Here is a 22,463-nt window from a genome sequence, read left to right on the forward strand (position 1 = left end):
CGCCTCACCCTCGGCGAAACTTGTTCGCTGCCTCGATCGCCTGTTTCTGGGTCTGTTCGTTGATGCCGAGATAGAAGTCCTCGAGCTCCGGATCTTGCAGGCCTGCACGGCGCGACAGCACATACCATTTCGCGGCCTCGACCGGGTCCGGCCGGGTGCCGAGCGCGTTGATATAGAGATGGGCGAGCTTGTTCTGGGCCACCACGTTGCCGCGATGGGCGGCGATCCGCAGCCACTCGAAACCTTTTTCGTAATTTCGGTCTCCGGCGACGCCGTTGACCATCCAGAGGCCCATGTCGAGCTGGGCGGTGTCGAAACCGGCGTCGGCGGCGCGCTCAAGCCACTCGCGGGCCCGTGCCTTCTTCTCGGGCGGCAGGTCCTTCAGCGTCGCATAGAGCTGCGCCACCGCATATTGGCTATCGGCCACCCCCTGCCTTGCGGATTTTTCGTAGAAGGGCAGTGCCAGATGCAGGCCCTTGTCGCCCGGATTTTCGGAAACCAGGATCTGCGCCCAGTTGAACTGGGCCGACCCGTTGCCGGCTTCGGCGGCCCTGCGCATGAAATCGTCGGCTTGTCGCTTATCGCGAGGCACGTCGCGCCCCGTCATCAGCAGCAGCGCATATTGGAACATCGCCGCCGGATCGCCGCCCTCGGCCGCCTTCTGGTACCAGAACGCCGCGGTCTTGGCGTCGCGCTTGATGCCGAGCCCCTTGGTCATCATTTCGGCGACCAGCGTCTGCGCCGCCGCATCGCCGGCCCCGGCCCTGGTCAGCGCCTTGTCGAGCGCCGTCACGTACATGCCGCGCTGATAGGCACCATAGGCATCGTCGACGGTGCCGGCATAGGCCTTTTCGGCCGGCGCGGGCGGCAGGGTCGCCCCCATGCGCTGGTAAAGTTCGACGCCGCCCGAAGGAACGATGCCATTCGGCTGGCCCTCGGGCTCCTTGCTCCCCTGCGCCGCGCCCGGTACCGGCTGGATCTCGACCCGGCCCTTTTTCATCGGCTGCAGATCGGGCTCCACCGGCCGCGTGACCGCCCTGGAGTTCGCCTGCGCCAGCGCAAGTGAAGGCATCGCCGCCGAAGCGACGAGCGTCGCCAGCAGCCCTTTCAGAATCACGCGGGAAAGGCGGTTCGACGGCATGGGCTCCATCAAGCCTCAAACCGTGGCGCTTTTTCGTCCAGAATGGCGTTGACTTCGGCGACCGCGGCGGCGGGTCCCTTCGGGTTGGAAAAGACAGCTCCCTTCAGCGCCACGAATTCGGCGCCGGTCTGCGCAACGGCCAGCGCCGAGGCCGGATCGGTGCCGCCCATGACGATGCAAGGAATCTCGATCATCGAGGCCCACCATTCGCCGAGCGCAAGATTTTTCGGATGCGCTTCGAGCTTGATGTCGCCGTCGAGCTTGCCGAAGAAGATGTAGTCGGGGCGAAGTTCGCCGATCGCCAGCGCCTGGTGCCGGTCAGCCGCACCGCCGGAACCGACGATCATTTTCGGCACGAATTTCTCGATCGTTTCCTCCAGCTCCGTCAGGTCCCCGCCGAGATGCAGGCCATCCGCCTTGATCCGGCCGGCCACCCGGCTGTCGCCGGAGATCAATGCTGCGGCACCCGCCGCCTGGATCAGTTCGACCAGTGCTTCCGCGCGCTTCTGGAACGCCTGGTCGTCAAGGCCGTATTGCGGCAGGATCACCGAGGCGACGTCGCCGCCGGCAAGTGCTGCTTCGAGATCCTTGGCTTGGCGATCGGCGTCGTCCTGGTGCGGCACGATCAGCACGAGGCGGCAGCGGTCTTCCTGTCCGGTCATGTTTCTTCCCGTTCGGCGGATATCGGCTTGCGAAAATCCGCACTCGTTTTCTGTCCGCAAATTCGATAGACCGGACAGACTGCAGGATCAACCATTCCCTCGCTTCACTCCTCCCCGACCCCGAGTCTTCATGCCCGATACGCTCAGCCTCGCATTCTTCACCTTCGCCATCCCCGCTGTTCTGGTTGTCGGCCTCTCGAAGGGCGGCATAGGCGGCGCCATCGGGCTGCTCGGCGTGCCACTGATGTCGCTCGCCGTGGACCCGGTCAAGGCGGCGGCGATCTTCCTGCCGATCCTGATCGTCATGGACATCGTCGCGCTGTGGTCGTGGCGGAACTTCAACGACCGCAAGACGCTGCTGATGATCCTGCCCGGCGGCATTATCGGCATCGCGCTCGGCTGGGCGACCTCGGCCTATGTCTCGGACAATGCGCTGCGCCTCGTCATCGCGGTCGCGACGATCCTGTTTACCATGCGCTATTTCTGGCAGGTCTACGGCCCCCGCTCCGGCCACCCGCGGGCTCCCCTGCCGCACCGTCCGGTCGCCGCCACCTTCTGGGGCGCGCTCTCCGGTTACGCGAGCTTCGTCGCCCATGCGGGCGGACCGCCCTTCCAGATCTACGTCCTGCCGATGCGGCTCGACCCGAAATCCTATACCGGGGCCAGCATCCGCTTCTTTGCGATCGTCAACGCGGTCAAGGTCATCCCCTATTTCCTTCTCGGCGCCCTCGACAGGGAAAACCTGACCATATCCGCAACCCTGCTGCCGGTGGCACTGGTCGCGACCATGATCGGCGCGGCGATCGTCAAGCACCTCAAGGCGGAAACCTTCTATCCGATGACCTACGGCCTGGCATTCTGCGCCGGATTGAAACTGCTGTGGGACGGCCTTTCGTTCTGATCCGGCAACGCGGGTGCGGCGCGTCTAAAAAAGCAACGCAAAATAAGGCAAAAGGGATTGTTGCGACGCACAATAAATCTTGCCGTGTGCGGACGATTCCCGTAAGTTCGAAACATGACGACCCTGGATCCCTTCGCAGCCATAGCTGATCCTAACCGGCGGTATCTGCTGGAGGAATTGCGGCGCGCTCCGCGAACCGTGAACGAGCTGGCGCAGGGCCTGCCGATCAGTCGGCCGGCGGTGTCGCAGCATCTGAAGGCGCTTCTGGATAGCAATCTGGTGAATGTGACGGCGGAAGGCACGCGGCGCATCTATTCCGTCAACAGCAAGGGTTTCGACAGGCTGAACCTGTGGCTTGATCAGTTCTGGTCGTGACGTTCGGGCGTTCGAACCGCAAGGTTTAAGCGCCCTTGCCACGACCAGAAGTTTGTCATTGATATTTCTGGATTTTTTGCCGCTTTAAAATATGCGCCTCTGACTGATTAAACACCGGGCGAGCGGCGGGTTCTCCTAACTGAGGAACTAATGACGCGTGGTTGCCTTTAGGCGCTGCATTTGGTCCTTGATGCGCAGCTTGCGCCGCTTGAGCTCGGCTATTTCACGATCGTCGGCGGAGGGGGACGCGAGAATTGCCTGGAGCTCCTCCTCCAAAGCGCCGTGCTTCTTTTCAAGCGATGCGATATGAGCCTGGACGGTCATGTGGCATGTTCCTTCCTTGGTACCTACCACGGCATTCCCTAATGCCGAGGCTTCAGGTTTACGAAGGAAGTGTGACACGATCGGCAGGGTTTGTCGAAGGTGAAATCGTGGTTTCAAGTGGGCAAATTCGTGACCGTGTCTAACTTCCCGTTAACGCGGTTTGGTGGTAGAGGCTTGCGGACATGGCCGACCGTCGCTGAAAATGCGGACGTGAGAATGGGGACTGGAATATGGCAGATCAGGAACAGGCGGATATCCGGCTGGCGCTCGCGAAACTTCGGCAGGAACACGAGGATTACGACGCGGCAATCAACGCCATGATCCAGGTCGGCTGCGATGCCCTGCGCGTGCAGCGCATGAAGAAGAAGAAACTGTCGCTGAAGGACAAGATCACGCAGTTCGAAGATCAGATCGTTCCGGACATCATCGCTTAAAGAGAGGGCCGCCATGTCTGAAAGACCTGCCGTCGCCATCATCATGGGCAGCCAGTCCGACTGGGAGACCATGAAGAACGCCGCCGATACGCTGGAAGCGCTGGATATCGGCTACGAGGCCCGTATCATCTCGGCGCATCGCACGCCGGAGCGGATGATGCAGTTCGCCAAGGGCGCCCGTGCCGAAGGTTTCCAGGTGATCATCGCCGGTGCCGGCGGTGCTGCGCACCTGCCCGGCATGACCGCCGCCATGACGCCGCTGCCGGTGTTCGGCGTGCCGGTTCAGTCGAAGGCGCTATCCGGCCAGGACAGCCTGCTCTCGATCGTGCAGATGCCGGCCGGCATTCCGGTCGGGACACTGGCGATCGGCCGGGCCGGCGCCATTAACGCCGCCCTTCTCGCCGCCGCCGTCCTTGCCCTCAACGACGACGAGATCGCCGACCGGCTCGACGAATGGCGCGCCCGCCAGAGCGCCGCCGTCGCCGACTACCCAATCGACGAGGCTCCATGACCGTCCAGACGATCGGCATTATCGGCGGCGGTCAGCTCGGCCGCATGCTGGCCATGGCCGCGGCCCGGCTGAATTTCCGCACCATCGTGCTCGAACCGCAGGCCGACTGCCCGGCAGCCCAGGTCGCCAACGCCCAGATCACCGCAGCCTACGACGATCCGGCAGCGCTTGCCGAGCTCGCCAGCCGCTGCGACGTCGTCACCTACGAATTCGAGAACGTACCGGTTGCCGCCGCCGAGACGCTGCAGCGCTCGGTCCCGGTCCATCCGCCGGCCAAGGCCCTCGACATGTCGCAGGACCGGCTGACCGAAAAGCGCTTCCTGAATTCCTGCGGCATCGAGACTGCCAGGTTCCATGCCGTCGACAGCCAGTCCGACCTCGAAACGGCGCTCGCCGATTTCGGGGCTAAGGGCGTGCTGAAGACCCGCCGGATGGGTTATGACGGCAAGGGCCAGCGCGTTTTCCGCTCCGCCGGGGACAGTTCCGCCGGCGCCTATGACGCGCTTGGTGGCGTGCCGCTCATCCTCGAGAGCTTCGTGCCCTTCGAACGCGAGGTATCGATCATCGCCGCCCGCGCCGAGGACGGCACCGTTGCCTGCTACGATCCGGCCGAGAACGTCCACCGCAACGGCATTCTCCATACCTCGACCCTGCCCGCCCGGATTTCCGACGCGACGGCGAAGACCGCTCGCGAATCGGCCGAAAAACTGCTCGCCGCGCTCGATTATGTCGGCGTCATCGGCATGGAGTTCTTCGTCATGGCGGACGGAACGCTGATCGCCAACGAGATCGCCCCGCGCGTCCACAATTCCGGCCACTGGACGGAGGCTGCCTGCGTCGTCTCGCAGTTCGAGCAGCATATCCGCGCCGTCGCGGGCCTGGTCCTCGGCAGCCCTCTCCGTCACTCCGACTGCGTGATGACCAATCTCATCGGCGACGATATTCTGGACGTACCGGCCTGGCTCGCCCGCAATGAGGTTCTGGTACATCTCTACGGCAAGACGGAATCCCGGCCGGGCCGGAAAATGGGCCATGTGACCGAATTGAAAGGCCTGAAAACGGCGTCACAAGGTTGACATGCAGACTGGCTCGGGTTATCTGCACGCCCAACTGAGAGCGCGCCCCTCGAAGAATCCTGGCGGCGCGCTTTTGATTGATAGACATGCGGCTTTAAGCCCACAGACTGCTGGACCAGGAAAATGAAGATCAAGAACTCGCTCAAGGCGCTGAAGGCTCGTCACCGCGATAACCGTCTGGTTCGCCGCAAGGGCCGCGTTTACATCATCAACAAGCAGAACCCGCGCTTCAAGGCTCGTCAGGGCTGATACGCGCATTCGGCTCCGGTCTCGGCCGCAGCCGATCAAATTGTCGATAACACGACAAATCGGGTTTGACCTTAGGCGCAGGCGGATTACCTTATCCGCATGCGCTATTTTCGTTTCAGCACCCTGATTCTCGCCGCGAGTCTTACCGCTTCGTCCGCTCTCGCCCAGACCGCGACGCCAAAGCCGCCAGCAGCCCCGCCCGCCGCCGCTCCGGTCACCCCGGCCGTCGCCCAGAAAACGGGCCGGCCCGTGGACACGTTGTTCGACGCCTTGAAACGCGAGCGCAATCCGGACAAGGCACGCGGCATCGCCAGCCAGATCATCGCCGACCTCAACGATTCGGGCAGCGCCACCGTCAACTTGCTGATGCAGTGGTCGGCGACCGCCATCAAGGAAAAGCGCAACGCCGCGGCACTCGATTTCCTCGATCAGGTGACCGTGCTCGATCCGGCCTTCGCCGAGGGTTGGAACCGCCGCGCGACGCTGCATTACACGATGGGCAATCCCCGCAAATCCATGGCCGACATCGCCGAGGTGCTGAAGCGCGAGCCGCGCCATTTTGGTGCGCTGGCCGGCATGGCCGGCATCCTGACGGAAGCCGGCAAGGACGAGCTGGCGCTGAAGGCATGGCAGGATTATCTCGCCGTCTACCCCGCCGACCGCGACGCCCAGGAAGCCGTGACCAAGCTTTCCGAGAAGCTTGCCGGCAACCGGACCTGAGCCTTCCGGCAGCCCGTTCATGCTGATCCTGCCCCTTGCCATCGCCGGCATTGTTGCCACCGCGTTCTGCTTCACCGCCTGGAAGGCGAAGGCGATCGAGGCCGAATTCCGGAATACCGGCGAACTGATCGATGTCGGCGGCTTTTCCATGAATTCGCTGCATGTGCCCAGGCCTGAAGGCGCCGACCTGCCGGCGATCATCTTCATCCATGGCGCCAGCGGCAATTTTCGCGATCAGGAGGCCGCCTTCCGCAAGGCGCTCGAAGGCCGCGCCGAAATGCTCTTCGTCGACCGGCCCGGCCATGGTTATTCCGAGCGCGGCGGGCCCGAAAACGGCTTCCCGGACGGCCAGGCGGCTGCGATCGCAAGACTGATGGAAAAGCGCGGCATCGACAAGGCGATCATATCGGGCCATTCCTTCGGCGGCGCGATCGCTGCGAGCTTCGCCCTTTACCATCCGGAAAAGACCGCCGGCCTGCTGTTCCTCGCCCCCGCCACCCATCCCTGGCCCGGCAGGATCGACTGGTACTACAACCTCACCGCCCGCCCCATCTTCGGCCGGCTGTTTAGCCATCTCCTCGCCCTGCCGGCCGGCCTCGTGGTCATGAAGACTGCGACCCGCTCGGTCTTTCACCCCAACCCCTGCCCCGAGACATACATGAAGGATGGCGCGCCATCGCTCGTGCTGCGCCCGAAATCGTTCCGCAGCAACGCGATCGACGTCGCCAATCTCAACAGCTACGTGACGCGCGTCGCACCGCGTTACAAGAAGATCGCAGCACCGACGGTGATCATCACCGGCGACAGCGACGCGATCGTCGCCGAGGAGATCCATTCGCGCGGACTTTCCCGCGATATCGCCGGGTCCGAACTCGTCTCCATCCGCCATCTCGGCCACAAGCCGGATTACGTGACGACCGACGTGGTGATTGCGGCAATCGAGAAGCTCGCCGGCCTCCCCCGCGACCTGAAGGCCGCGGCCCGTATCGCCGAAGCACGGATCGCGCCGGCGGCGGAGGATTCCGCCCCCGAACTGGATCTCTCGATCGAGAAAACCTGAGCCCGGCTCGAATAACGCCAGCCCCAAGCAAGTCGCCCGTCCCAACCTCCGACCAAAGGGAATCGGAGAGAGACGAGATGGAAATCGGCGGCGTTGGCAGGGACTATTCGGCACAGCCTGCAAAGGCGGATCATGCGTCGGCTTCGACAAACGTCGCCTCCGATACAGCCAGCCCCAAGGACGAGCGCTACGATCGCCTCGTCCATGGCCTGACCTCGCTGAACAAGGCGACGGACGAGGCGGAAGAACAGGCAAAGGCCCGCGCCAAGCAGAAGCTCGACGATGCCAAGCAGCAGCTCCAATTCATGCGCCGCTGGGGTTTCGATCCGGAAGTGATCGCCAAGCAGGCAGCCCAGCTCGGCGTTATCGTTGCCGCCGCCGCGCGCGAATTCACCGAAGCCCTGACCGGGGGCAGCGGTGCCGTCACCTCCGCTCCCGCCAATGCCTCGTCCGGAACAGGGACCGCCGATCCAATCCTCGATACGAGCGGAGAGGCCGCAGCCGCCGATCCCGCAGGCGACGGCTCGGCGGATGAGCCCGTAGCGGATGACAAGCCGGTCTCCTATGCCGAACAGGCCTATCTCGACGAGATGGAAGAGGCTCCGCGGGAAGCACCGAAACTCTCGCTCGACGACATCAAGACGGCGATGGAATTCAGCACCGTCGCCCGCCAGATCAAGGCCCTGCTGGAAGAGGCCGCCCGCAAGCTGCACGAACAAAACAGTGCAGCCACGGTGCCCGGCAACCAGAGCCTCGACGCCTCCGTCAACGCGCTGACCGGCACGGTCTCCGCCATGCCGACCGTCAGCATCACCATCTGACTTCCCATCCGGCAGACCAAATTGCGCAACAAAAAAACCGCCGGATCGCTCCGGCGGTTTTCGTTTGCGTGGCGTTGCGTCTCAGATGCCGCTCTGGCCGTCCGAGCCGATATAGGCGATGCGCAGCATGTTGGTGGCCCCGGGCGTGCCGAGCGGCACGCCGGCCGAGATGATGATCCGGTCGCCCGGCTTGCCGAAACCTTCCGACACGACGATGCGGCAGGCGCGGTTGACCATGTCGTCGAGGTCGGTCGCGTCATGGGTCACGACGCAGTGCATGCCCCAGCAGATCGAAAGCCGGCGCGCCGTCTGGACGATCGGCGACAGCGCGATGATCGGCACCTGCGGGCGCTCGCGGGAAGCGCGCAGGCCCGTCGTGCCCGACGAGGTATAGGTGACGATCGCGGAGAGACGCAGCGTCTCGGCGATCTGGCGGGCGGCAAGCGAGATGGCATCGGCGCCGGTCGCTTCGGGCGTCGCGCGCTGGGCGTAGATGATGCTCGAATAAAGCGGATCCTGCTCCACCGTGCTGGCGATCGACGCCATCATCGAGACAGCCTCGACCGGATACTGGCCGGAGGCCGATTCGGCCGAAAGCATGATCGCATCGGCGCCTTCGAAAACGGCGATCGACACGTCCGATACTTCGGCGCGGGTCGGAACCGGCGCGGTGATCATCGATTCCAGCATCTGGGTAGCGACGACGACCGGCTTGCCGGCGCGCCGACACAAGCGCGTCAGCTGCTTCTGGATGCCCGGAACGGCTTCGATCGGCATTTCGACGCCGAGATCGCCGCGCGCCACCATGACCGCGTCGGAAAGCTCGATGATCTCGTCGATCCGCTCCAGCGCCTGGGGTTTCTCGATCTTCGACATGATGCCGACACGGCCGCGGGCGATCTTGCGCACTTCGGCAAGGTCGTCAGGACGCTGGACGAAGGAAAGCGCCACCCAGTCCACATCGTTGGTCGCGAGCACGGCGTCGAGGTCGACACGGTCCTTCTCGGTCAGCGCCCCGACGCCGAGCAGCGTGTCGGGCAGGCTGACGCCCTTGCGGTCGGAAATGCTGGTGCCGGCGATGACCTTGCAGACGATGCTCTTGCCGTCGGCCTTCTCGGCCTTCAGCGCCAGCTTGCCGTCATCGATGAGCAGGCGATGGCCCACTTTCACCGCTTCGAGGATTTCCGGATGCGGCAGGAATACGCGGGTCTCGTCGCCCGGTTCGTCGCGGTTGTCGAGCGTGAAGGTCTGGCCGGGGGTGAGTGCCACCTTGCCGGCCGCGAACTTGCCGACGCGCAGCTTCGGCCCCTGAAGGTCTGCGAGAATGCCGATCGGACGGCCGCTGCGTTCTTCGACGGAACGGATGCGCTTGATCAGCGTGCGCATCAGGTCGTGGCTCGCGTGGCTCATGTTGATGCGGAAGAGATCTGCCCCCGCCTCATGCAGCTTCTGGATCATCGCCTCTTCGGACGAAGCCGGTCCAAGGGTGGCGAGGATCTTTACTTTGCGGTTGCGCCTCATCAGTTCTGGCCTTCTTGTGTGCCAGGCGTATCCGAAAGCTGGACCATCCAACTTCCCTGACGGCCCGTATCATATTCCTTGAAACCCATGCGCTGGAAGCCACGGGCAAAACAATCGTTGACGCCGACGACCTTGAACTCGTTCTCCGCGACGCACATGTTCACATTGCCGGTCCAGCGGCCGCCACGGGCCGCGTCCTCGGCATAAAGATAATAATAGCGCGACTGCAACTCGCCCTCGATCAGCGTGGCGCAGGTGGAAGCCGGGACCTGCCACCAGCCTTCCGTCGTCCAGCCTTCCTTGGCGCGGTAGCCGATCGCCACACCGACGAGGTTCTGCGTGGCGTTGCAGACGCGGAAATCCGCATGCGCTGCAGTCGCCGCGAAAAGCGGAACGCCGGAGGCGACCATGGCGGCGAGCGCCGGGGCGGAAACGAGAGAGCGAAGCGTGGCTTTGGGGGATTTTTTCGACACGGTTTCCGTCAGGACTCCATGGTTATTCGTGAAGCACTTTCTTCGCGCGACGGAGTCGGAAAGTCAACGTAACTCTAATCGATTAGTCCGTCTCTCAGCCTCAACCCACGCTGATCATCACCCCGCATGGCTTGCGCCGCGGCTTTCCCCATGCCATCAACACCCGTCTTCCCAGCCACCTTTCGAAACAGCGCATTTCCAAGGCCATGCAGGACTTCATTCCTTTCGAGATCATAGAAGGCGAATATGACAGCGGCATGGTGCTCATCGCCGACCACGCCATGAACCGCCTGCCGGCTTCCTACGGCAGCCTCGGCCTGCCGCAGAGCGCCTTCCATCGCCATATCGCCTTCGATATCGGCATCGAGGGCCTGACCCGCCGGCTTGCCGCGATGCTGAACGTGCCCGCCGTGCTCGGCTGTTTCTCCCGCCTGCTGATCGACCCGAACCGCGGCGAGGACGATCCGACGCTGATCATGAAAATCTCCGACGGCGCGATCATCCCCGGCAACCATCCGATCACCCCGGAGGAATGGGATTCCCGCCTCGACACCTATCATCGGCCCTATCACCGCGCCGTCGAGCGCACCATCGCCAGATCGGGTGCCGCGGGCCGTGCGCCGCTCGTCCTGTCGCTGCATTCCTTCACGCCGTTCTGGAAAGGTGTCGCCCGCCCCTGGCATGCGGCAGTGCTCTGGGACAATGACGACCGCGCCGTCACCCCGTTCCTGAAACTGCTCGGCGAACCCGGCGACATCGTCGTAGGCGACAACGAACCCTATGACGGGGCGCTGAAGGGCGACACCATGTACAGGCACTGCATGATACCCGGCATCGCCCACGCGCTGCTCGAGGTTCGCCAGGACCTGATCGGCGACGAGGCCGGCATCGCCGCCTGGGCCGAAAGGCTGGCGCCGATCTTCAAGACGCTCAACGCCGACCCCACATTGCATGAATACAGGATCTTTCCGTCGCGGACCGGCCCCTACCCGGCCTGACGCGACATCTGACGCGACGAAAAGGAGGCACGCGATGAGCGAACTCACCCCCACCGGACTGACCAGGGAACAGCAGACCGAATTCGAGGCCGCCGCCTTCCGCCGCCTCGTCCTGCATCTGCGCGAGCGCACCGACGTACAGAACATCGACCTGATGAACCTTGCCGGCTTCTGCCGCAACTGCCTGTCGAACTGGTATCGCGATGCCGCGAATGAAGCCGGCATCGACCTCTCCAAGGACGCATCCCGCGAGGTGGTCTACGGCATGCCCTACGAGGACTGGAAAAATCTGCACCAGGCAGAAGCGTCGGATGCACAAAAAGCCGCATTCGCCGTGAACAAGCCGGACCATGGCTGATCGATTTGCCGATTGGGCTTGACCTTGCGGCGGCTTTTCGGCAGTTGACGACCATTCATTGAAATTGACACGATCAGGAGGCCCCGATGTCTGATGCTCATGGCGTCGCCCGCGACCAGCTTCGCGCATTTATCGAGCGTATCGAACGGCTCGAAGAAGAAAAGAAGACCATCGCCGACGACATCAAGGACGTCTATGGCGAAGCAAAGGCCATGGGCTACGACACCAAGATCATGAAAAAGGTCATCGCCCTGCGCAAGAAGGACGACCAGGAGCGCATGGAAGAGGATCTCATCCTCGACACCTACCTCCAGGCGCTCGGCATGATCGAAGGCCCCGCCGACCAGGACGCCGCCTGATCTTGTCCGGCATGCAGGCATGAAAAAACCCGCCGTTTCGGCGGGTTTTTTATGGTCTTCGATCAGCCCGGCAATCAGTTGTTCGGGCCGCTGAACCGGCTGGGGTCGATCGCCACCGTCGCGGCAACCGGCCTGAAGCCGCCACCGGAATAACCGGCCGAATATTCGTTGTTGAGGGTCCGGCTGACGACGCGCGGTGCCTTCATCGACGCCGCCGCATTGGCGCGATTGTTGTTGAGAGCCCATTTCGCCAGGACGTCGCCCGTCAGCGCGCCGCCGCTTGCCGTTTGGTTCGGACGACCGCCCTTGGAGGGGATCGGTAGCGCGCTCGTCGAAGCCGAGACCGAATTCCGCGGCGCGTCGAAAGCGTCGCCGAACTGGGCGTTCTTGTTGGAATGGATCACCTTCGGGGAAGCCGACGCGGTCTCGATCGGCTTCTGGGCCGGCATCGGAGCCGCCGCCACTACAGGAGCCGGCAGGGCCAGCGCAGGCTGGACCGAAGCAGGCTGGGAAGGCGCGGGCTGGGCCGAGGCAACCGGAACCGAGGGAGCCGTTGCCGGACGCGGCTCGACGCTCTGGGCGAGAGCCGCAACGAGGGCTGGCGTCAGCTCCTGCTGTTCTTCAGCCTTGGCAGCCGCAGGGGCCGGAGCGGCAGCAGCCATGGTGGGGCGCTGGCCGGGAAGCGGCACCGCCGCGATTTCTTCGGGCGCCGACATCGGGCCGACGGACGCGGTCATGACGCCGCTTTCCGCATCGCCCTTGAAGCCGCGCGGTCCAAGCAGGGTCGGAACCGGGATGTTGTAAGCGGAAAGATCGGCAAAGCTTTCGCCGCCGGCCTGTGCGGGAGCGGACGCCTGCAGGGCCAGCGCCTCCTGGGCCGGGTTGCGCGCCGGGGAATAGAGCGCCGTCGCAAGCCCGCCCGCATCCGAGCGGAAGGCCGGACGCGAGAGCGGTACGGGTGCTGCAATCGTCTGCGGCTGTGCTTGTGCCGGGGTCTGGGTCTGGGTCTGGCCGGTCAAAGGCGAAGCCGAGGCAACCGCGACCGGAGCTTCGTCCTCGTCCTCCGCAGCAGGCTTTGCAGCCGGAGCCCCACGCCGCGCCACCACCGGAGCAGCACTTTCCACGTTGTCCTCTTCCTCGTCGGCACCGCCGCCGCCGAACAGGAATGCCAGGAGATTGGGCTGCCGCTTCCGTTCCGAGTCGCCGCGGAAACCGGCACCGGCAGTGCTGGCGATCTGGATCGAATCGGCACCGACGCGCCGCTTGTAGTCGGCCATTGCCGTTTCATAACCGGGAAGCGGCTTGCCATCGGCAGGAAGATGGATCGTGTTGCCGTTCGGGAAGATCTGCACCAGTTCCTGGCGCGTCATCCGCGGCCAGGCGCGCACGCCGCCGACATCGAGATGCACGAAGGGCGAGCCGGAGGTCGGGTAATAGCCGACGCCGCCGACCTGCATCTGCATGGCGAGGCCGCGCAGCGTCGAGAGCTTCACGCCCGGAATGTAGAAGTCCATGGCCTTGCCGAGCATGTGCTGGCTGTTCTTCGCCACGCCGGTATTGCGCGAACGGGTGCGCAGCATGTTGTTGGTGGTGGGAGAACGATAGGCCGAAACCACGTGGATGTAATCGCTGGCGCCGGACCGGCGATAGACTTCCCAGACGAGATCGAAGAGCCGCGGATCCATCCGGGCAGGCTCGTTGCGGCGCCAGTCGCGCAGGAACTGGTTGATCTGCGCAAGACCCTTGGGATCGAACTTGCCATTGCGCTTGAAGGTGATGACAGCCTTCTCGCCAGTATGAACGAAATAGAGCTTGAGGCTCTTGTCCTGGGCGGCCGCATTGCCTGCCGAAACAGAAAGCACAGGCAGCGCCATCAACATCAACAGGGCGAGAGCCATAACGCGTTTGGTGAGCTTGACAAAAAGCCCGGCTTCGCCACCGCGCCCCTTCTCACCCGAAGGCGTTTCTTTTGCATACTGATCCGGCAAAACGATCCCCGTCCTGTCGACAACGTCCGACGTTGCCCAAATGACTGTCAATTGCGGTGACACGATGGCAAATGTGCCACACATGTACAAGCTTCTCCCGTATAGTCAACAATTGACTAATCGAAGATTGACAGACGTTGACAGGACATCCTTGCGCGAAGGTTAACACTAGCTAATACATTAGCAATTACGCGGCAGTAATCACGCGGCTTCCTTGAGCGGATCGTCGGGATCGATGCCGTAATCCTTGAGCTTACGATAGAGCGTCGAGCGTCCGATACCAAGTTTGCGGGCGACCTGGCTCATCTGGCCGCGATAGAACTTCAAGGCGAAGCGGATCAGCTCCTCCTCGACGTCGGCCAGTTTCCTGACTTCGCCGGTCTCGTCGGTGCTGACGATGACGTTTTCCTGGGGATAAGCGGCGGCTAGCATCGCCTTCGCGTCGGGTCGGATGATCCGCGCCTTATCATTATTGATGAAAACGGGTGAATCGGCGAGCGCCTCGCGCACGGCCTGGTCCGACACCGCCCCCGGTGACGGCATGACGGCGGTTGCCGCCAGTTCCGCAGGCCGGAATTCCGGGATCTGCGCGGCGATCTGCGGGAAGTCCTCTTCGGTCAGCTCGTCGCCCTCGGCAAGCACCACTGCGCGGAACACGGCGTTTTCGAGCTGGCGGATATTGCCCGGCCAGTCATAGGCGGTCAGAAGCGCCAGCGCGCCGGCGCCGACCGCAAGCGTCCTGTTGAGCTTCTGCTCGCTCGAAAACCGTTCGGCGAACACCCGGGCGAGATGCGGAATGTCTTCCTTGCGGCGACGCAGCGCCGGGATGGTGATCGGGAAGACGTTGAGGCGGTAATAGAGATCCTCGCGGAAACGGCCGGCGCGGACTTCCTCGATCAGGTCCTTGTTGGTAGCCGAAATCAGCCGGACATTGACCTTCTGGATCTTGGAGGCGCCGACGGTCTCGACCTCGCCCTGCTGCACCGCGCGCAACAGCTTCACCTGCACGTCGAGCGGCAGTTCGCCGATCTCGTCGAGGAACAGCGTGCCGCCGTCGGCTTCGACGAACTTGCCGGTATGTTTTTCCGAAGCGCCGGTAAAGGCGCCCTTCTCATGGCCGAAAAGAATGCTTTCCACCAGATTGTGCGGGATGGCGCCGCAATTGACGGTGATGAACGGCTTGCCGGCCCGATCGCTGTTCGACTGGATGGCGCGGGCGATCATTTCCTTGCCGACGCCCGATTCGCCCTCCAGCACCACGGGAATGTTGGAATGGGCGGCGCGCTGGGCAAGGTCGATGACCCGCAGCATGTCCGGACTTGCCGAGATGATGTCCCCGAAGCCGACGGCACCGGCGCGATGGCGGCGGCCGACGCGGGCTTTCGATTCCTTCTGGTCGAGCTTCAGGGCATTGGCGATCGAGGCGCCGATCCGCTCCGGCGAAACCGGCTTGACGACGAAATCGAAGGCGCCGGCGCGCATCGCCTGCACCACGTATTCGATGCTGCCCTGCCCCGTCTGGACGATGACAGGCGTTTCAATGCCGAGTTCGCGGATCGCCGCGAGGAAGGTGAGGCCGTCCATTTCCGGCATCATCAGATCGAGCACGATGACATTAATGTCGGTCGCGGTACGTTTCAGGAACTCAAGCGCCACCAGTCCGTTCTCGGCGAGATGGGCGGCATGGCCGTAACGTTCAACCGCATTCTTCAACAGGCGACGCTGGATAGGATCGTCGTCGACAACGAGGATTTGCGCAATCATGCTCGGCTCCCAGCAATGGTCATCATGGCCCTTTTAGGCTGTTATGTCGCTGGTTGTGTCAGAAAGCCTTGAACATCCCCTTTTGAGAAAAGCTTGCATTTTAACGGCCGGCGAGGAAAACAGACGCAACAGGTTGAGAAGGAAAAAAGCGATGAGAATGTCCGCCCCCGTCCTCCCCGAAATTGTCGCCGCGACCGCCGCGGGCGCTGCGGCCTCCGACCCGGCGCTCGGCCTTCTGCCGGTCTGGAAGCTCTCGGATCTCTATGAAGCCAAAGATGCGCCGGCCTTCACCGCCGACCTCGAGAAGGCTCAGAAGCTCTCGATCGCCTTCGAGGAAAAGTGGAAGGGCAAGCTTACCGAAGCCGCGACGAAGACCGGCGCCGGCGGCATCGGCGAGGCGCTGAAGGAATACGAGGCGCTCGACGATCTGCTCGGCAAGATCGGCTCGTTTGCCGGCCTCACCTATTTCTCCGATACGTCGAGCCCGGCCAACGGCAAGTTCTATGGCGACGTGCAGGCGAAGCTGACCGATCTCTCCGCCCACCTCTTGTTCTTCGCGCTGGAGCTCAACCGCATCGACGACGTGGTCGTGGACGCCTGCATGGACCGCGACCCGGCCGCCGGCCATTACCGCCCCTGGCTCGTGGACCTGAGGAAAGACAAGCCCTTCCAGCTCGAGGACAAGCTGGAACAGCTCTTCCTCGAAAAGTCCATGACGTCGGCCGCCGCCTTCAACCGTCTCTTCGACGAGACCATGGCCGAGCTCCGCTTCGAGATCGACGGCGAGCAGCTGCCGCTCGAAGTCACGCTCAACATGCTGCAGGAGCCGCAGCCGGATATCCGCGCCAAGGCCGCGGCCGCGCTGTCGAAAACATTCGGCGACAACCTGCGCGTCTTCACCCTGATCACCAATACGCTCGCCAAGGACAAGGAAATCTCCGACCGCTGGCGCGGGTTCGAGGACATCGCCGACAGTCGGCATCTCGCCAACCGCGTCGAACGAGAAGTCGTCGATGCGCTGGCCGAAGCCGTCGAGCAAGCCTATCCGCGCCTGTCGCATCGCTACTACGCGATGAAGGCGAAGTGGCTCGGCATGGAGCAGCTGAATTTCTGGGACCGCAACGCGCCGCTGCCGGAAACCCCGAACGCGCTGATCTCCTGGGAACAGGCGAAAGATACCGTGCTCAACGCCTATCGCGGCTTTGCGCCCGAAATGGCGGATATCGCCGGCCGCTTTTTCGACGAGCAATGGATCGACGCGCCGGTCCGCCCGGGCAAGGCGCCCGGCGCCTTCGCGCACCCGACCGTGCCTTCCGCCCACCCTTACGTTCTCGTCAACTACATGGGCAAGCCGCGCGACGTGATGACGCTCGCCCACGAGCTTGGCCACGGCGTGCACCAGGTTCTCGCCGGCGACCAGGGCGCGCTGATGTGCCAGACGCCGCTGACGCTTGCCGAGACGGCCTCCGTCTTCGGCGAGATGCTGACCTTCCGGGCGCTGCTGGAAAAGACCACCGACAAACGCGAGCGCAAGGCGATGCTCGCCCAGAAGGTCGAGGACATGATCAACACGGTCGTGCGCCAGATCGCCTTCTACCAGTTCGAGCGCAAGGTCCACACCGCCCGCAAGGAGGGCGAACTGACCGCCGAGCAGATCGGCGAACTATGGCTCTCCGTCCAGGGCGAAAGCCTAGGCCCGGCGATCAAGATCTCGGAGGGTTATGAAAGCTGGTGGACCTACATCCCCCACTTCATTCATTCGCCTTTCTATGTGTATGCCTATGCCTTCGGCGACTGCCTGGTGAACTCGCTCTACGCGGTCTACAGTCAAGCCGCTCCGGGCTTCCAGCAGAAGTATTTCGAGCTCCTGAAGGCGGGCGGCACCAAGCATCATTCAGAGCTGCTGAAGCCCTTCGGCCTCGACGCCACCGACCCGTCCTTCTGGTCCAAGGGCCTGTCGATGATCGAAGGACTGATCGACGAGCTGGAGGCTCTGGACAAGGCCTGACCCATTCCCTTAATGCACCCTCATGAGTGAGAAAGCGCCCTTCGCGCTGTTTCGCGACGACCCCGCCGGCCGGAGCCTCGTCTTCGACCGGCCGAGGGAAATCGTCACGGCGCGGACTGCCGCCGAAGTGCTGCCGGCACTTCGGCGCCTGGAAGACGCGCGCCTCGCCGGCTGCTGGCTGGCGGGCCATATTTCCTATGAGGCCGGTTACGTCTTCGAAGAGAAGCTCCGGCCGCTGATCGTCGATAACCGGCCGACGCCCCTGATCGCCATGGGCATATTCGACGCGCCCTCCGGCAACGAACATCCGCTCGCCGAACCACCCGGCGCGGTCGTCGACGACGGCTCCTCCGCGGGTTCCTTTCTCAGCGAGCCGCGGGCCGGCTGGGATTTCGCGACCTATGAGGAACGGTTCAGCCGCCTCCACCAGCATCTGCGCAACGGCGACTGCTATCAGGCCAACCTGACCATGCCGATCACCGCCCGCTGGCATGGCGATCCGCTTTCCGCCTTCTGGTCGCTCGTCGCCCGCCAGCCGGTACGTTACGGCGCATTCATCGACCTGGGGGCGGCGTCGGGATCGCCGCTCATCCTGTCGCGGTCGCCGGAACTGTTCTTCTCGGTCGATGCGGACGGCATCATCGAGACCCATCCGATGAAGGGCACGGCCCCTCGTGGCGCGACGGCTGAAGAAGACGAAGCGATCATCGCCGAAATGCTGGCCGACGAAAAAACGCTGGCCGAGAACCGCATGATCGTCGACCTGCTGCGCAACGACATTTCCGTCGTCAGCGAAGTGGGTTCGCTCTCGGTTCCGAAACTCTTCGCGATCGAGACCTATCCGACCGTCCACCAGATGGTGAGCCACGTGCGGGCGAAGCTGCTGCCCGGGATAAGCTTTCCCGAGATTCTTGCCGCGCTCTTCCCCTGTGGCTCGATCACCGGAGCCCCGAAAATGTGGGCCATGCGCATCCTCGCCGACCTCGAAAAGGAACCCCGCGACGCCTATTGCGGCGCGATCGGCTGGTGTGATCCGGCCGGTCCGATGCGTTTTTCGGTGGCCATTCGCACGATTACCCTTTTCAATGACAAAAAGGCCGTCTTCAATGCGGGCGGTGGCATCGTATTCGACTCGAAGGCGGATGCCGAGTATGACGAGTGCCTGTTGAAGGCACGCTTTGCGGTGGGCGACCAATGGATTTCTCGCTGATCGAAACAATGCGCTGGGAACCGGGCAATGGCCTGCTCCGGGTGGACCAGCATCTGCGCCGGCTCAGCCGCTCGGCGGACGCGTTGGGTTTCCGCCAGCCGCCACCCGATACGCTGAAGCAGCTTCAGGCTGCGACCGCCGGCGGCGAGACGCCGCTGCGCGTCCGCCTGGTGATGACCTATCGCGGCAAGATCGAGATCACTGCCACACCCTTCGTGCCGCTTGCGGCCGACACCGTGTGGCGGGTGCGGGTGGCGAAGACCGTGCTCCCCTCTGATGACCCGACCTACCGCCACAAGACGTCCCGCCGTGAACTCTACGAGGCCGCCCGCGCAGAATTCACGCCCGAAGAAGCCGATGAGGTCCTTCTCCTCAACGAGCGCGGCGAGGTGTGCGAAGGCACGATCACCAATGTCTTCGTCGAAGCCAAGGACGGTTCGCTCCTCACCCCGGCGCTGTCGAGCGGCCTCCTGCCCGGCATCCTGCGCGCCGACCTGATCCGCGAGGGAAAAGCGAAAAGCCAGATCCTCCGCCTTGCCGACCTCGAAAACCGCCGCTTCTTCATGGGCAATTCGCTGCGCGGCCTGATCGCGGCGGAACTCGTCGCCCAAAGCGCTCAATCGGAAGCACCCGTGGAGCCCCGAGCCGGAACGCAGGCGGAAGCCCCTCGTCCCGCCCCCCGCGCCAAGATGGCCCGCGCCGGTCGCTGATGACCGCGCCCGGCCCTCTCGCGAACCAGCTGCTCGCGCTCGAAACCGCGCTGCAGACAAGAGAGGTCCGCAGTTCCGACGAGAAACTGCGCGAACTGCTGTCGCCGGAGTTCCGTGAGTTCGGCCGCTCCGGCCTCGCCTACACGTTCGACGACATCGTCACACGCCTCGTCGCCGAGACCGACCCGAACAACAACACCACGATCTCGGATTTCAGCGCCGAGATGTTGAGCGAGACGATCGCGCTCGCCACCTATCGCGGCATTCGCATCAACCAAGACGGCAGCAGGCTCCTCACCAACCGCAGCTCCATCTGGCGGCTGGACCCGGACGGCAAATGGCGTATGGTTTTCCACCAAGGCACGGCGACGGGGTGATCATTGCGAAAAGGCGTCTGCCGACCAGCCGGCCTTCACGCTTCCGAAGATCCAGGGCGGCCAGTGCCGTCGTCGCATAAACGCGGATTCCTCCCCCGAAAATAGACAGGCTCTTTATTGTGACGAAGTTTTATGATCTAGAGCGCCGCGAATTGCCCAAGTGCAGCATCTAATTTCCACTCACTGCCGAATAAGCGGGGCAGCGGCCCGAGAAGGCCGCGATCAAGGAGAAAGACATGTCAGAGACGACCTATCCGGTTTATGGCGAAATCACCGGTCCGATCGTGATGATCGGTTTCGGCTCGATCGGCCACGGCACGCTGCCGCTGATCGAACGCCATTTCAAGTTCGACAAGAGCCGGATGGTGGTCATCGACCCGCGCGAAGAACCCTCCGACATGGAGATCCTCAAGAAGCACGGCGTCCGCCACATCAAGGAATATGTGACCAAGGAGAACTACAAGGATCTCCTTAAACCCCTGCTGACCGAAGGCAAGGGCCAGGGCTTCTGCGTCAACCTCTCGGTCGACACCGGCTCGCTCGACCTGATGAAGCTCTGCCGCAAGCTCGACGTTCTCTACATCGACACAGTCGTCGAGCCCTGGCTCGGCTTCTATTTCGACAAGAACATGAAGAATGCCGACCGCACCAACTATGCGCTGCGCGAAACCGTGCGCAAGGAAAAGGCCAAGAACCCGGGCGGCGCGACCGCCGTGTCCACCTGCGGCGCCAATCCGGGCATGGTTTCCTGGTTCGTCAAGCAGGCGCTGGTCAACCTCGCCAACGACACCGGCCTGAAATTCGACGAGCCGGACCAGCATGACCGCGAAGGCTGGGCCAAGCTGATGAAGAAGCTCGGCGTCAAGGGAGTCCACATCGCCGAGCGCGACACCCAGCGCACCAAGCACCCGAAGCCGCTCAACGTGTTCTGGAACACCTGGTCGGTCGAAGGCTTCATCTCCGAAGGCATGCAGCCGGCGGAACTCGGCTGGGGCACCCATGAGGAATGGATGCCGAAGAACGGCAAGAAGCACAAGAAGGGCTGCCAGGCCGCCATCTATCTGGAACAGCCGGGCGCCAATACCCGCGTCCGCTCCTGGTGCCCGACCCCGGGTCCGCAGTACGGCTTCCTCGTCACCCACAACGAATCGATCTCGATCGCCGACTATTTCACGGTGCGTGACAAGGACGGCGAAGTGACCTTCCGCCCGACCTGCCATTACGCATACCATCCGGCAAACGACGCGGTTCTTTCGCTGCATGAAATGTTCGGCAATGGCGGCACCCCGCAGCCGGTCCACCACGTTCTCGACGAGGACGAGCTGGAGGACGGCATCGACGAACTCGGCGTGCTGCTCTACGGCCACGAGAAGAACGCCTACTGGTTCGGCTCTCGCCTGTCGCTCGAAGAAACCCGCCGCATCGCGCCTTACCAGAACGCCACCGGCCTGCAGGTGACCTCGGCTGTCCTTTCCGGCATGGTCTGGGCGCTCGAAAACCCGACCGCCGGCATCGTCGAGGCCGACGAGATCGACTACAAGCGCTGCCTCGAAGTGCAGCTGCCCTATCTCGGCCCGGTCGAAGGTCACTATACCGACTGGACCCCGCTCGATGGCCGCCCGGGCCTCTTCCCGGAAGACATCGACGAGAAGGATCCGTGGCAGTTCAAGAACATCCTGGTTCGCTAATTCGCGAACGGGCTCGCTGGTCCGATAAGACACAATAGAAACCGCCTGCCTTGCCGCAGGCGGTTTTTTGCATGTTGAAAGCTTCTGCCTTTTCAAGGCCACATCTTGCGTTACATAGGGCGATGGCGGCAAGGTTTGCCAACCGAAGCCGGACCGAATCGCGGGAGACAGATCATGAAATTCAAAGTGAGCTTTGCGCTCATCGCCGCAGCCGGCCTGACCGCCTGCGTTTCCTCTCCGCCGCCGCAGCAGATGGCGGCCGTGCAGCCCCAGGGCGTCGAAGGCAGCTGGGTCGATCCGAACGGCATCGTCTCCTCGTTCCAGGCCGGCACGTTCAACACCCGCTCCAGCGACAGCAACACGCTGCTCGCTTCGGGCACCTATACCAGCTTGTCGCCGACGCTGGTCGAGATCAACATGACTTCGCTGGTGCGCAAGACCCAGTCGCGCGTCAACTGCTCGCTGGTCACCCCCAACCAGCTCAACTGCACGCAGGATAGCGGCGCCCAGTTCTCGCTCGCCCGCCGCGGCTGAACGCACATCCCGTCCCGATCATCGCGACCCCGCCCCGGCGGGGTTTTCGCGTTTTACGGGCATCAACTTCCCAATACATGACTGTCACATTTCCCTTGAACCCACCATCGGTTGATGAAAACATGCCCGCCGGAACGGTTGTCACATTCAAAAACTAGAACAGATAAAAAGGGCGGCTCAGCCGGCCGGATAGAAAGAGGA

General features: G+C 63.3%; 22 protein-coding genes and 4 pseudogenes. 18 read left to right on the forward strand and 8 right to left on the reverse strand.

The genetic code is table 11. The annotated features are described in order from the left end of the window. Window positions 1-4 precede the first annotated feature (4 nt). Both J2X76_RS10625 and J2X76_RS10630 read right to left on the reverse strand, forming a co-directional pair. A complete protein-coding gene (locus J2X76_RS10625) occupies window positions 5-1,150 on the reverse strand; it encodes a tetratricopeptide repeat protein (RefSeq protein WP_113126404.1) in 1,146 nt (381 codons plus the stop codon). After that, window positions 1,150-1,803: a thiamine phosphate synthase gene (locus J2X76_RS10630; RefSeq protein WP_310215753.1), complete on the reverse strand. Its 654-nt coding sequence runs from the start codon at window positions 1,801-1,803 to the stop codon at window positions 1,150-1,152. The genes J2X76_RS10625 and J2X76_RS10630 overlap by 1 nt, the downstream gene beginning before the upstream one ends. Before the next feature lie 130 nt (window positions 1,804-1,933). Here J2X76_RS10630 and J2X76_RS10635 point away from each other — a divergent pair, with 130 nt between their 5' ends. Beyond that, a complete protein-coding gene (locus tag J2X76_RS10635; RefSeq protein WP_113286638.1) occupies window positions 1,934-2,704 on the forward strand; it encodes a sulfite exporter TauE/SafE family protein in 771 nt (256 codons plus the stop codon). Window positions 2,705-2,818: 114 nt separating this feature from the next. Further along, window positions 2,819-3,079 (forward strand): helix-turn-helix transcriptional regulator, encoded by a 261-nt coding sequence (locus J2X76_RS10640; RefSeq protein WP_113126401.1) that lies wholly within the window; start codon window positions 2,819-2,821, stop codon window positions 3,077-3,079. Between the two features lie 147 nt (window positions 3,080-3,226). Here the strand turns inward: J2X76_RS10640 and J2X76_RS10645 are convergent, their stop codons facing one another. Further along, window positions 3,227-3,403 (reverse strand): YdcH family protein, encoded by a 177-nt coding sequence (locus J2X76_RS10645; protein ID WP_007757839.1) that lies wholly within the window; start codon window positions 3,401-3,403, stop codon window positions 3,227-3,229. Window positions 3,404-3,633: 230 nt separating this feature from the next. Here J2X76_RS10645 and J2X76_RS10650 point away from each other — a divergent pair, with 230 nt between their 5' ends. The 7 genes from J2X76_RS10650 to J2X76_RS10680 all read left to right on the forward strand — a co-directional run bounded on the left by J2X76_RS10650 (window position 3,634) and on the right by J2X76_RS10680 (window position 8,274). Continuing rightward, window positions 3,634-3,837, forward strand: a complete 204-nt coding sequence (locus J2X76_RS10650; protein WP_113126400.1) for a YdcH family protein — start codon at window positions 3,634-3,636, stop codon at window positions 3,835-3,837. A gap of 13 nt (window positions 3,838-3,850) precedes the next feature. Further along, window positions 3,851-4,348: a 5-(carboxyamino)imidazole ribonucleotide mutase gene (purE, locus tag J2X76_RS10655; protein ID WP_007757842.1), complete on the forward strand. Its 498-nt coding sequence runs from the start codon at window positions 3,851-3,853 to the stop codon at window positions 4,346-4,348. Continuing rightward, a complete protein-coding gene (locus J2X76_RS10660) occupies window positions 4,345-5,424 on the forward strand; it encodes a 5-(carboxyamino)imidazole ribonucleotide synthase (RefSeq protein WP_310215765.1) in 1,080 nt (359 codons plus the stop codon). Before purE ends, J2X76_RS10660 begins: the two co-directional genes overlap by 4 nt. A 123-nt stretch (window positions 5,425-5,547) precedes the next feature. Further along, the gene (gene ykgO / locus J2X76_RS10665; RefSeq protein ID WP_003497670.1) at window positions 5,548-5,673 is read left to right on the forward strand and encodes a type B 50S ribosomal protein L36; all 126 of its coding nucleotides are present in this window, start codon (window positions 5,548-5,550) and stop codon (window positions 5,671-5,673) included. 99 nt (window positions 5,674-5,772) lie between these two features. Further along, complete coding sequence (locus J2X76_RS10670) at window positions 5,773-6,393, forward strand: hypothetical protein (protein WP_113286640.1); 621 nt, start codon at window positions 5,773-5,775, stop codon at window positions 6,391-6,393. Between the two features lie 19 nt (window positions 6,394-6,412). Beyond that, complete coding sequence (locus tag J2X76_RS10675; RefSeq protein ID WP_310215768.1) at window positions 6,413-7,453, forward strand: alpha/beta hydrolase; 1,041 nt, start codon at window positions 6,413-6,415, stop codon at window positions 7,451-7,453. A 77-nt stretch (window positions 7,454-7,530) separates the two neighbouring features. After that, window positions 7,531-8,274 (forward strand): hypothetical protein, encoded by a 744-nt coding sequence (locus J2X76_RS10680; RefSeq protein WP_310215771.1) that lies wholly within the window; start codon window positions 7,531-7,533, stop codon window positions 8,272-8,274. Window positions 8,275-8,355: 81 nt separating this feature from the next. Here J2X76_RS10680 and pyk read toward each other — a convergent pair whose 3' ends face one another. Both pyk and J2X76_RS10690 read right to left on the reverse strand, forming a co-directional pair. Continuing rightward, the gene (gene pyk / locus J2X76_RS10685) at window positions 8,356-9,795 is read right to left on the reverse strand and encodes a pyruvate kinase (protein WP_113126395.1); all 1,440 of its coding nucleotides are present in this window, start codon (window positions 9,793-9,795) and stop codon (window positions 8,356-8,358) included. Beyond that, a pseudogene (locus J2X76_RS10690) lies at window positions 9,795-10,187 on the reverse strand (DUF1036 domain-containing protein); the annotation flags it as partial. The gene pyk and the pseudogene J2X76_RS10690, both read right to left, overlap by 1 nt. A gap of 287 nt (window positions 10,188-10,474) precedes the next feature. On the opposite strand from J2X76_RS10690, the gene J2X76_RS10695 reads away from it, so the two are divergent. From J2X76_RS10695 to J2X76_RS10705, 3 genes are all read left to right on the forward strand, one after another. Beyond that, complete coding sequence (locus J2X76_RS10695) at window positions 10,475-11,266, forward strand: N-formylglutamate amidohydrolase (RefSeq protein ID WP_310215776.1); 792 nt, start codon at window positions 10,475-10,477, stop codon at window positions 11,264-11,266. Window positions 11,267-11,300: 34 nt separating this feature from the next. Beyond that, on the forward strand, window positions 11,301-11,624 hold the full coding sequence (locus J2X76_RS10700; RefSeq protein WP_310215777.1) for a DUF1244 domain-containing protein: 324 nt from the start codon (window positions 11,301-11,303) through the stop codon (window positions 11,622-11,624). Window positions 11,625-11,710: 86 nt separating this feature from the next. Continuing rightward, window positions 11,711-11,983, forward strand: coding sequence for a DUF2312 domain-containing protein (locus J2X76_RS10705; RefSeq protein ID WP_113126393.1), 273 nt, complete (start codon window positions 11,711-11,713; stop codon window positions 11,981-11,983). Between the two features lie 74 nt (window positions 11,984-12,057). On the opposite strand, the gene J2X76_RS10710 is transcribed toward J2X76_RS10705, so the two are convergent. The 3 genes and pseudogenes from J2X76_RS10710 to J2X76_RS10715 all read right to left on the reverse strand — a co-directional run. Further along, window positions 12,058-13,881 (reverse strand): DUF882 domain-containing protein, encoded by a 1,824-nt coding sequence (locus J2X76_RS10710; protein ID WP_310215781.1) that lies wholly within the window; start codon window positions 13,879-13,881, stop codon window positions 12,058-12,060. 291 nt (window positions 13,882-14,172) lie between these two features. Further along, window positions 14,173-14,376 (reverse strand): annotated as a pseudogene (locus tag J2X76_RS31600) (helix-turn-helix domain-containing protein); the annotation flags it as partial. A 170-nt stretch (window positions 14,377-14,546) separates the two neighbouring features. Next, window positions 14,547-15,735 (reverse strand): annotated as a pseudogene (locus J2X76_RS10715) (sigma-54-dependent transcriptional regulator); the annotation flags it as partial. A 151-nt stretch (window positions 15,736-15,886) separates the two neighbouring features. On the opposite strand from J2X76_RS10715, the gene J2X76_RS10720 reads away from it, so the two are divergent. The 6 genes and pseudogenes from J2X76_RS10720 (at window position 15,887) to omp10 (ending at window position 22,262) form a co-directional block, all read left to right on the forward strand. Then, window positions 15,887-17,743 carry a M3 family oligoendopeptidase gene (locus J2X76_RS10720; RefSeq protein WP_310215785.1) on the forward strand — a complete coding sequence of 619 codons (1,857 nt, stop codon included), beginning with the start codon at window positions 15,887-15,889 and terminating at the stop codon, window positions 17,741-17,743. A 22-nt stretch (window positions 17,744-17,765) separates the two neighbouring features. Then, window positions 17,766-18,953, forward strand: a complete 1,188-nt coding sequence (locus tag J2X76_RS10725) for an aminodeoxychorismate synthase component I (RefSeq protein ID WP_310215787.1) — start codon at window positions 17,766-17,768, stop codon at window positions 18,951-18,953. Next, window positions 18,938-19,558 (forward strand): annotated as a pseudogene (locus J2X76_RS10730) (aminotransferase class IV family protein); the annotation flags it as partial. The gene J2X76_RS10725 and the pseudogene J2X76_RS10730, both read left to right, overlap by 16 nt. Window positions 19,559-19,662: 104 nt before the next feature. Then, window positions 19,663-20,040, forward strand: coding sequence for a DUF4440 domain-containing protein (locus tag J2X76_RS10735; RefSeq protein WP_310215793.1), 378 nt, complete (start codon window positions 19,663-19,665; stop codon window positions 20,038-20,040). 236 nt (window positions 20,041-20,276) lie between these two features. Beyond that, a complete protein-coding gene (locus J2X76_RS10740) occupies window positions 20,277-21,728 on the forward strand; it encodes a homospermidine synthase (protein ID WP_310215795.1) in 1,452 nt (483 codons plus the stop codon). 174 nt (window positions 21,729-21,902) lie between these two features. Beyond that, window positions 21,903-22,262: an outer membrane lipoprotein Omp10 gene (gene omp10, locus J2X76_RS10745; protein ID WP_113126384.1), complete on the forward strand. Its 360-nt coding sequence runs from the start codon at window positions 21,903-21,905 to the stop codon at window positions 22,260-22,262. Window positions 22,263-22,463: the final 201 nt, after the last annotated feature.

The organism is Neorhizobium sp. 2083 (assembly GCF_031455615.1).
In the GTDB taxonomy this organism is placed as follows: Bacteria; Pseudomonadota; Alphaproteobacteria; order Rhizobiales; family Rhizobiaceae; genus Neorhizobium.

Coding starts and splice junctions, on each gene's coding strand:
- J2X76_RS10625 (WP_113126404.1), bottom strand. CDS start 1,150: ATGGAGCCCATGCCGTCGAACCGCCTTTCCCGCGTGATTCTGAAAGGG.
- J2X76_RS10630 (WP_310215753.1), bottom strand. CDS start 1,803: ATGACCGGACAGGAAGACCGCTGCCGCCTCGTGCTGATCGTGCCGCAC.
- J2X76_RS10635 (WP_113286638.1), top strand. CDS start 1,934: ATGCCCGATACGCTCAGCCTCGCATTCTTCACCTTCGCCATCCCCGCT.
- J2X76_RS10640 (WP_113126401.1), top strand. CDS start 2,819: ATGACGACCCTGGATCCCTTCGCAGCCATAGCTGATCCTAACCGGCGG.
- J2X76_RS10645 (WP_007757839.1), bottom strand. CDS start 3,403: ATGACCGTCCAGGCTCATATCGCATCGCTTGAAAAGAAGCACGGCGCT.
- J2X76_RS10650 (WP_113126400.1), top strand. CDS start 3,634: ATGGCAGATCAGGAACAGGCGGATATCCGGCTGGCGCTCGCGAAACTT.
- purE (WP_007757842.1), top strand. CDS start 3,851: ATGTCTGAAAGACCTGCCGTCGCCATCATCATGGGCAGCCAGTCCGAC.
- J2X76_RS10660 (WP_310215765.1), top strand. CDS start 4,345: ATGACCGTCCAGACGATCGGCATTATCGGCGGCGGTCAGCTCGGCCGC.
- ykgO (WP_003497670.1), top strand. CDS start 5,548: ATGAAGATCAAGAACTCGCTCAAGGCGCTGAAGGCTCGTCACCGCGAT.
- J2X76_RS10670 (WP_113286640.1), top strand. CDS start 5,773: ATGCGCTATTTTCGTTTCAGCACCCTGATTCTCGCCGCGAGTCTTACC.
- J2X76_RS10675 (WP_310215768.1), top strand. CDS start 6,413: ATGCTGATCCTGCCCCTTGCCATCGCCGGCATTGTTGCCACCGCGTTC.
- J2X76_RS10680 (WP_310215771.1), top strand. CDS start 7,531: ATGGAAATCGGCGGCGTTGGCAGGGACTATTCGGCACAGCCTGCAAAG.
- pyk (WP_113126395.1), bottom strand. CDS start 9,795: ATGAGGCGCAACCGCAAAGTAAAGATCCTCGCCACCCTTGGACCGGCT.
- J2X76_RS10695 (WP_310215776.1), top strand. CDS start 10,475: ATGCAGGACTTCATTCCTTTCGAGATCATAGAAGGCGAATATGACAGC.
- J2X76_RS10700 (WP_310215777.1), top strand. CDS start 11,301: ATGAGCGAACTCACCCCCACCGGACTGACCAGGGAACAGCAGACCGAA.
- J2X76_RS10705 (WP_113126393.1), top strand. CDS start 11,711: ATGTCTGATGCTCATGGCGTCGCCCGCGACCAGCTTCGCGCATTTATC.
- J2X76_RS10710 (WP_310215781.1), bottom strand. CDS start 13,881: ATGGCTCTCGCCCTGTTGATGTTGATGGCGCTGCCTGTGCTTTCTGTT.
- J2X76_RS10720 (WP_310215785.1), top strand. CDS start 15,887: ATGAGAATGTCCGCCCCCGTCCTCCCCGAAATTGTCGCCGCGACCGCC.
- J2X76_RS10725 (WP_310215787.1), top strand. CDS start 17,766: ATGAGTGAGAAAGCGCCCTTCGCGCTGTTTCGCGACGACCCCGCCGGC.
- J2X76_RS10735 (WP_310215793.1), top strand. CDS start 19,663: ATGACCGCGCCCGGCCCTCTCGCGAACCAGCTGCTCGCGCTCGAAACC.
- J2X76_RS10740 (WP_310215795.1), top strand. CDS start 20,277: ATGTCAGAGACGACCTATCCGGTTTATGGCGAAATCACCGGTCCGATC.
- omp10 (WP_113126384.1), top strand. CDS start 21,903: ATGAAATTCAAAGTGAGCTTTGCGCTCATCGCCGCAGCCGGCCTGACC.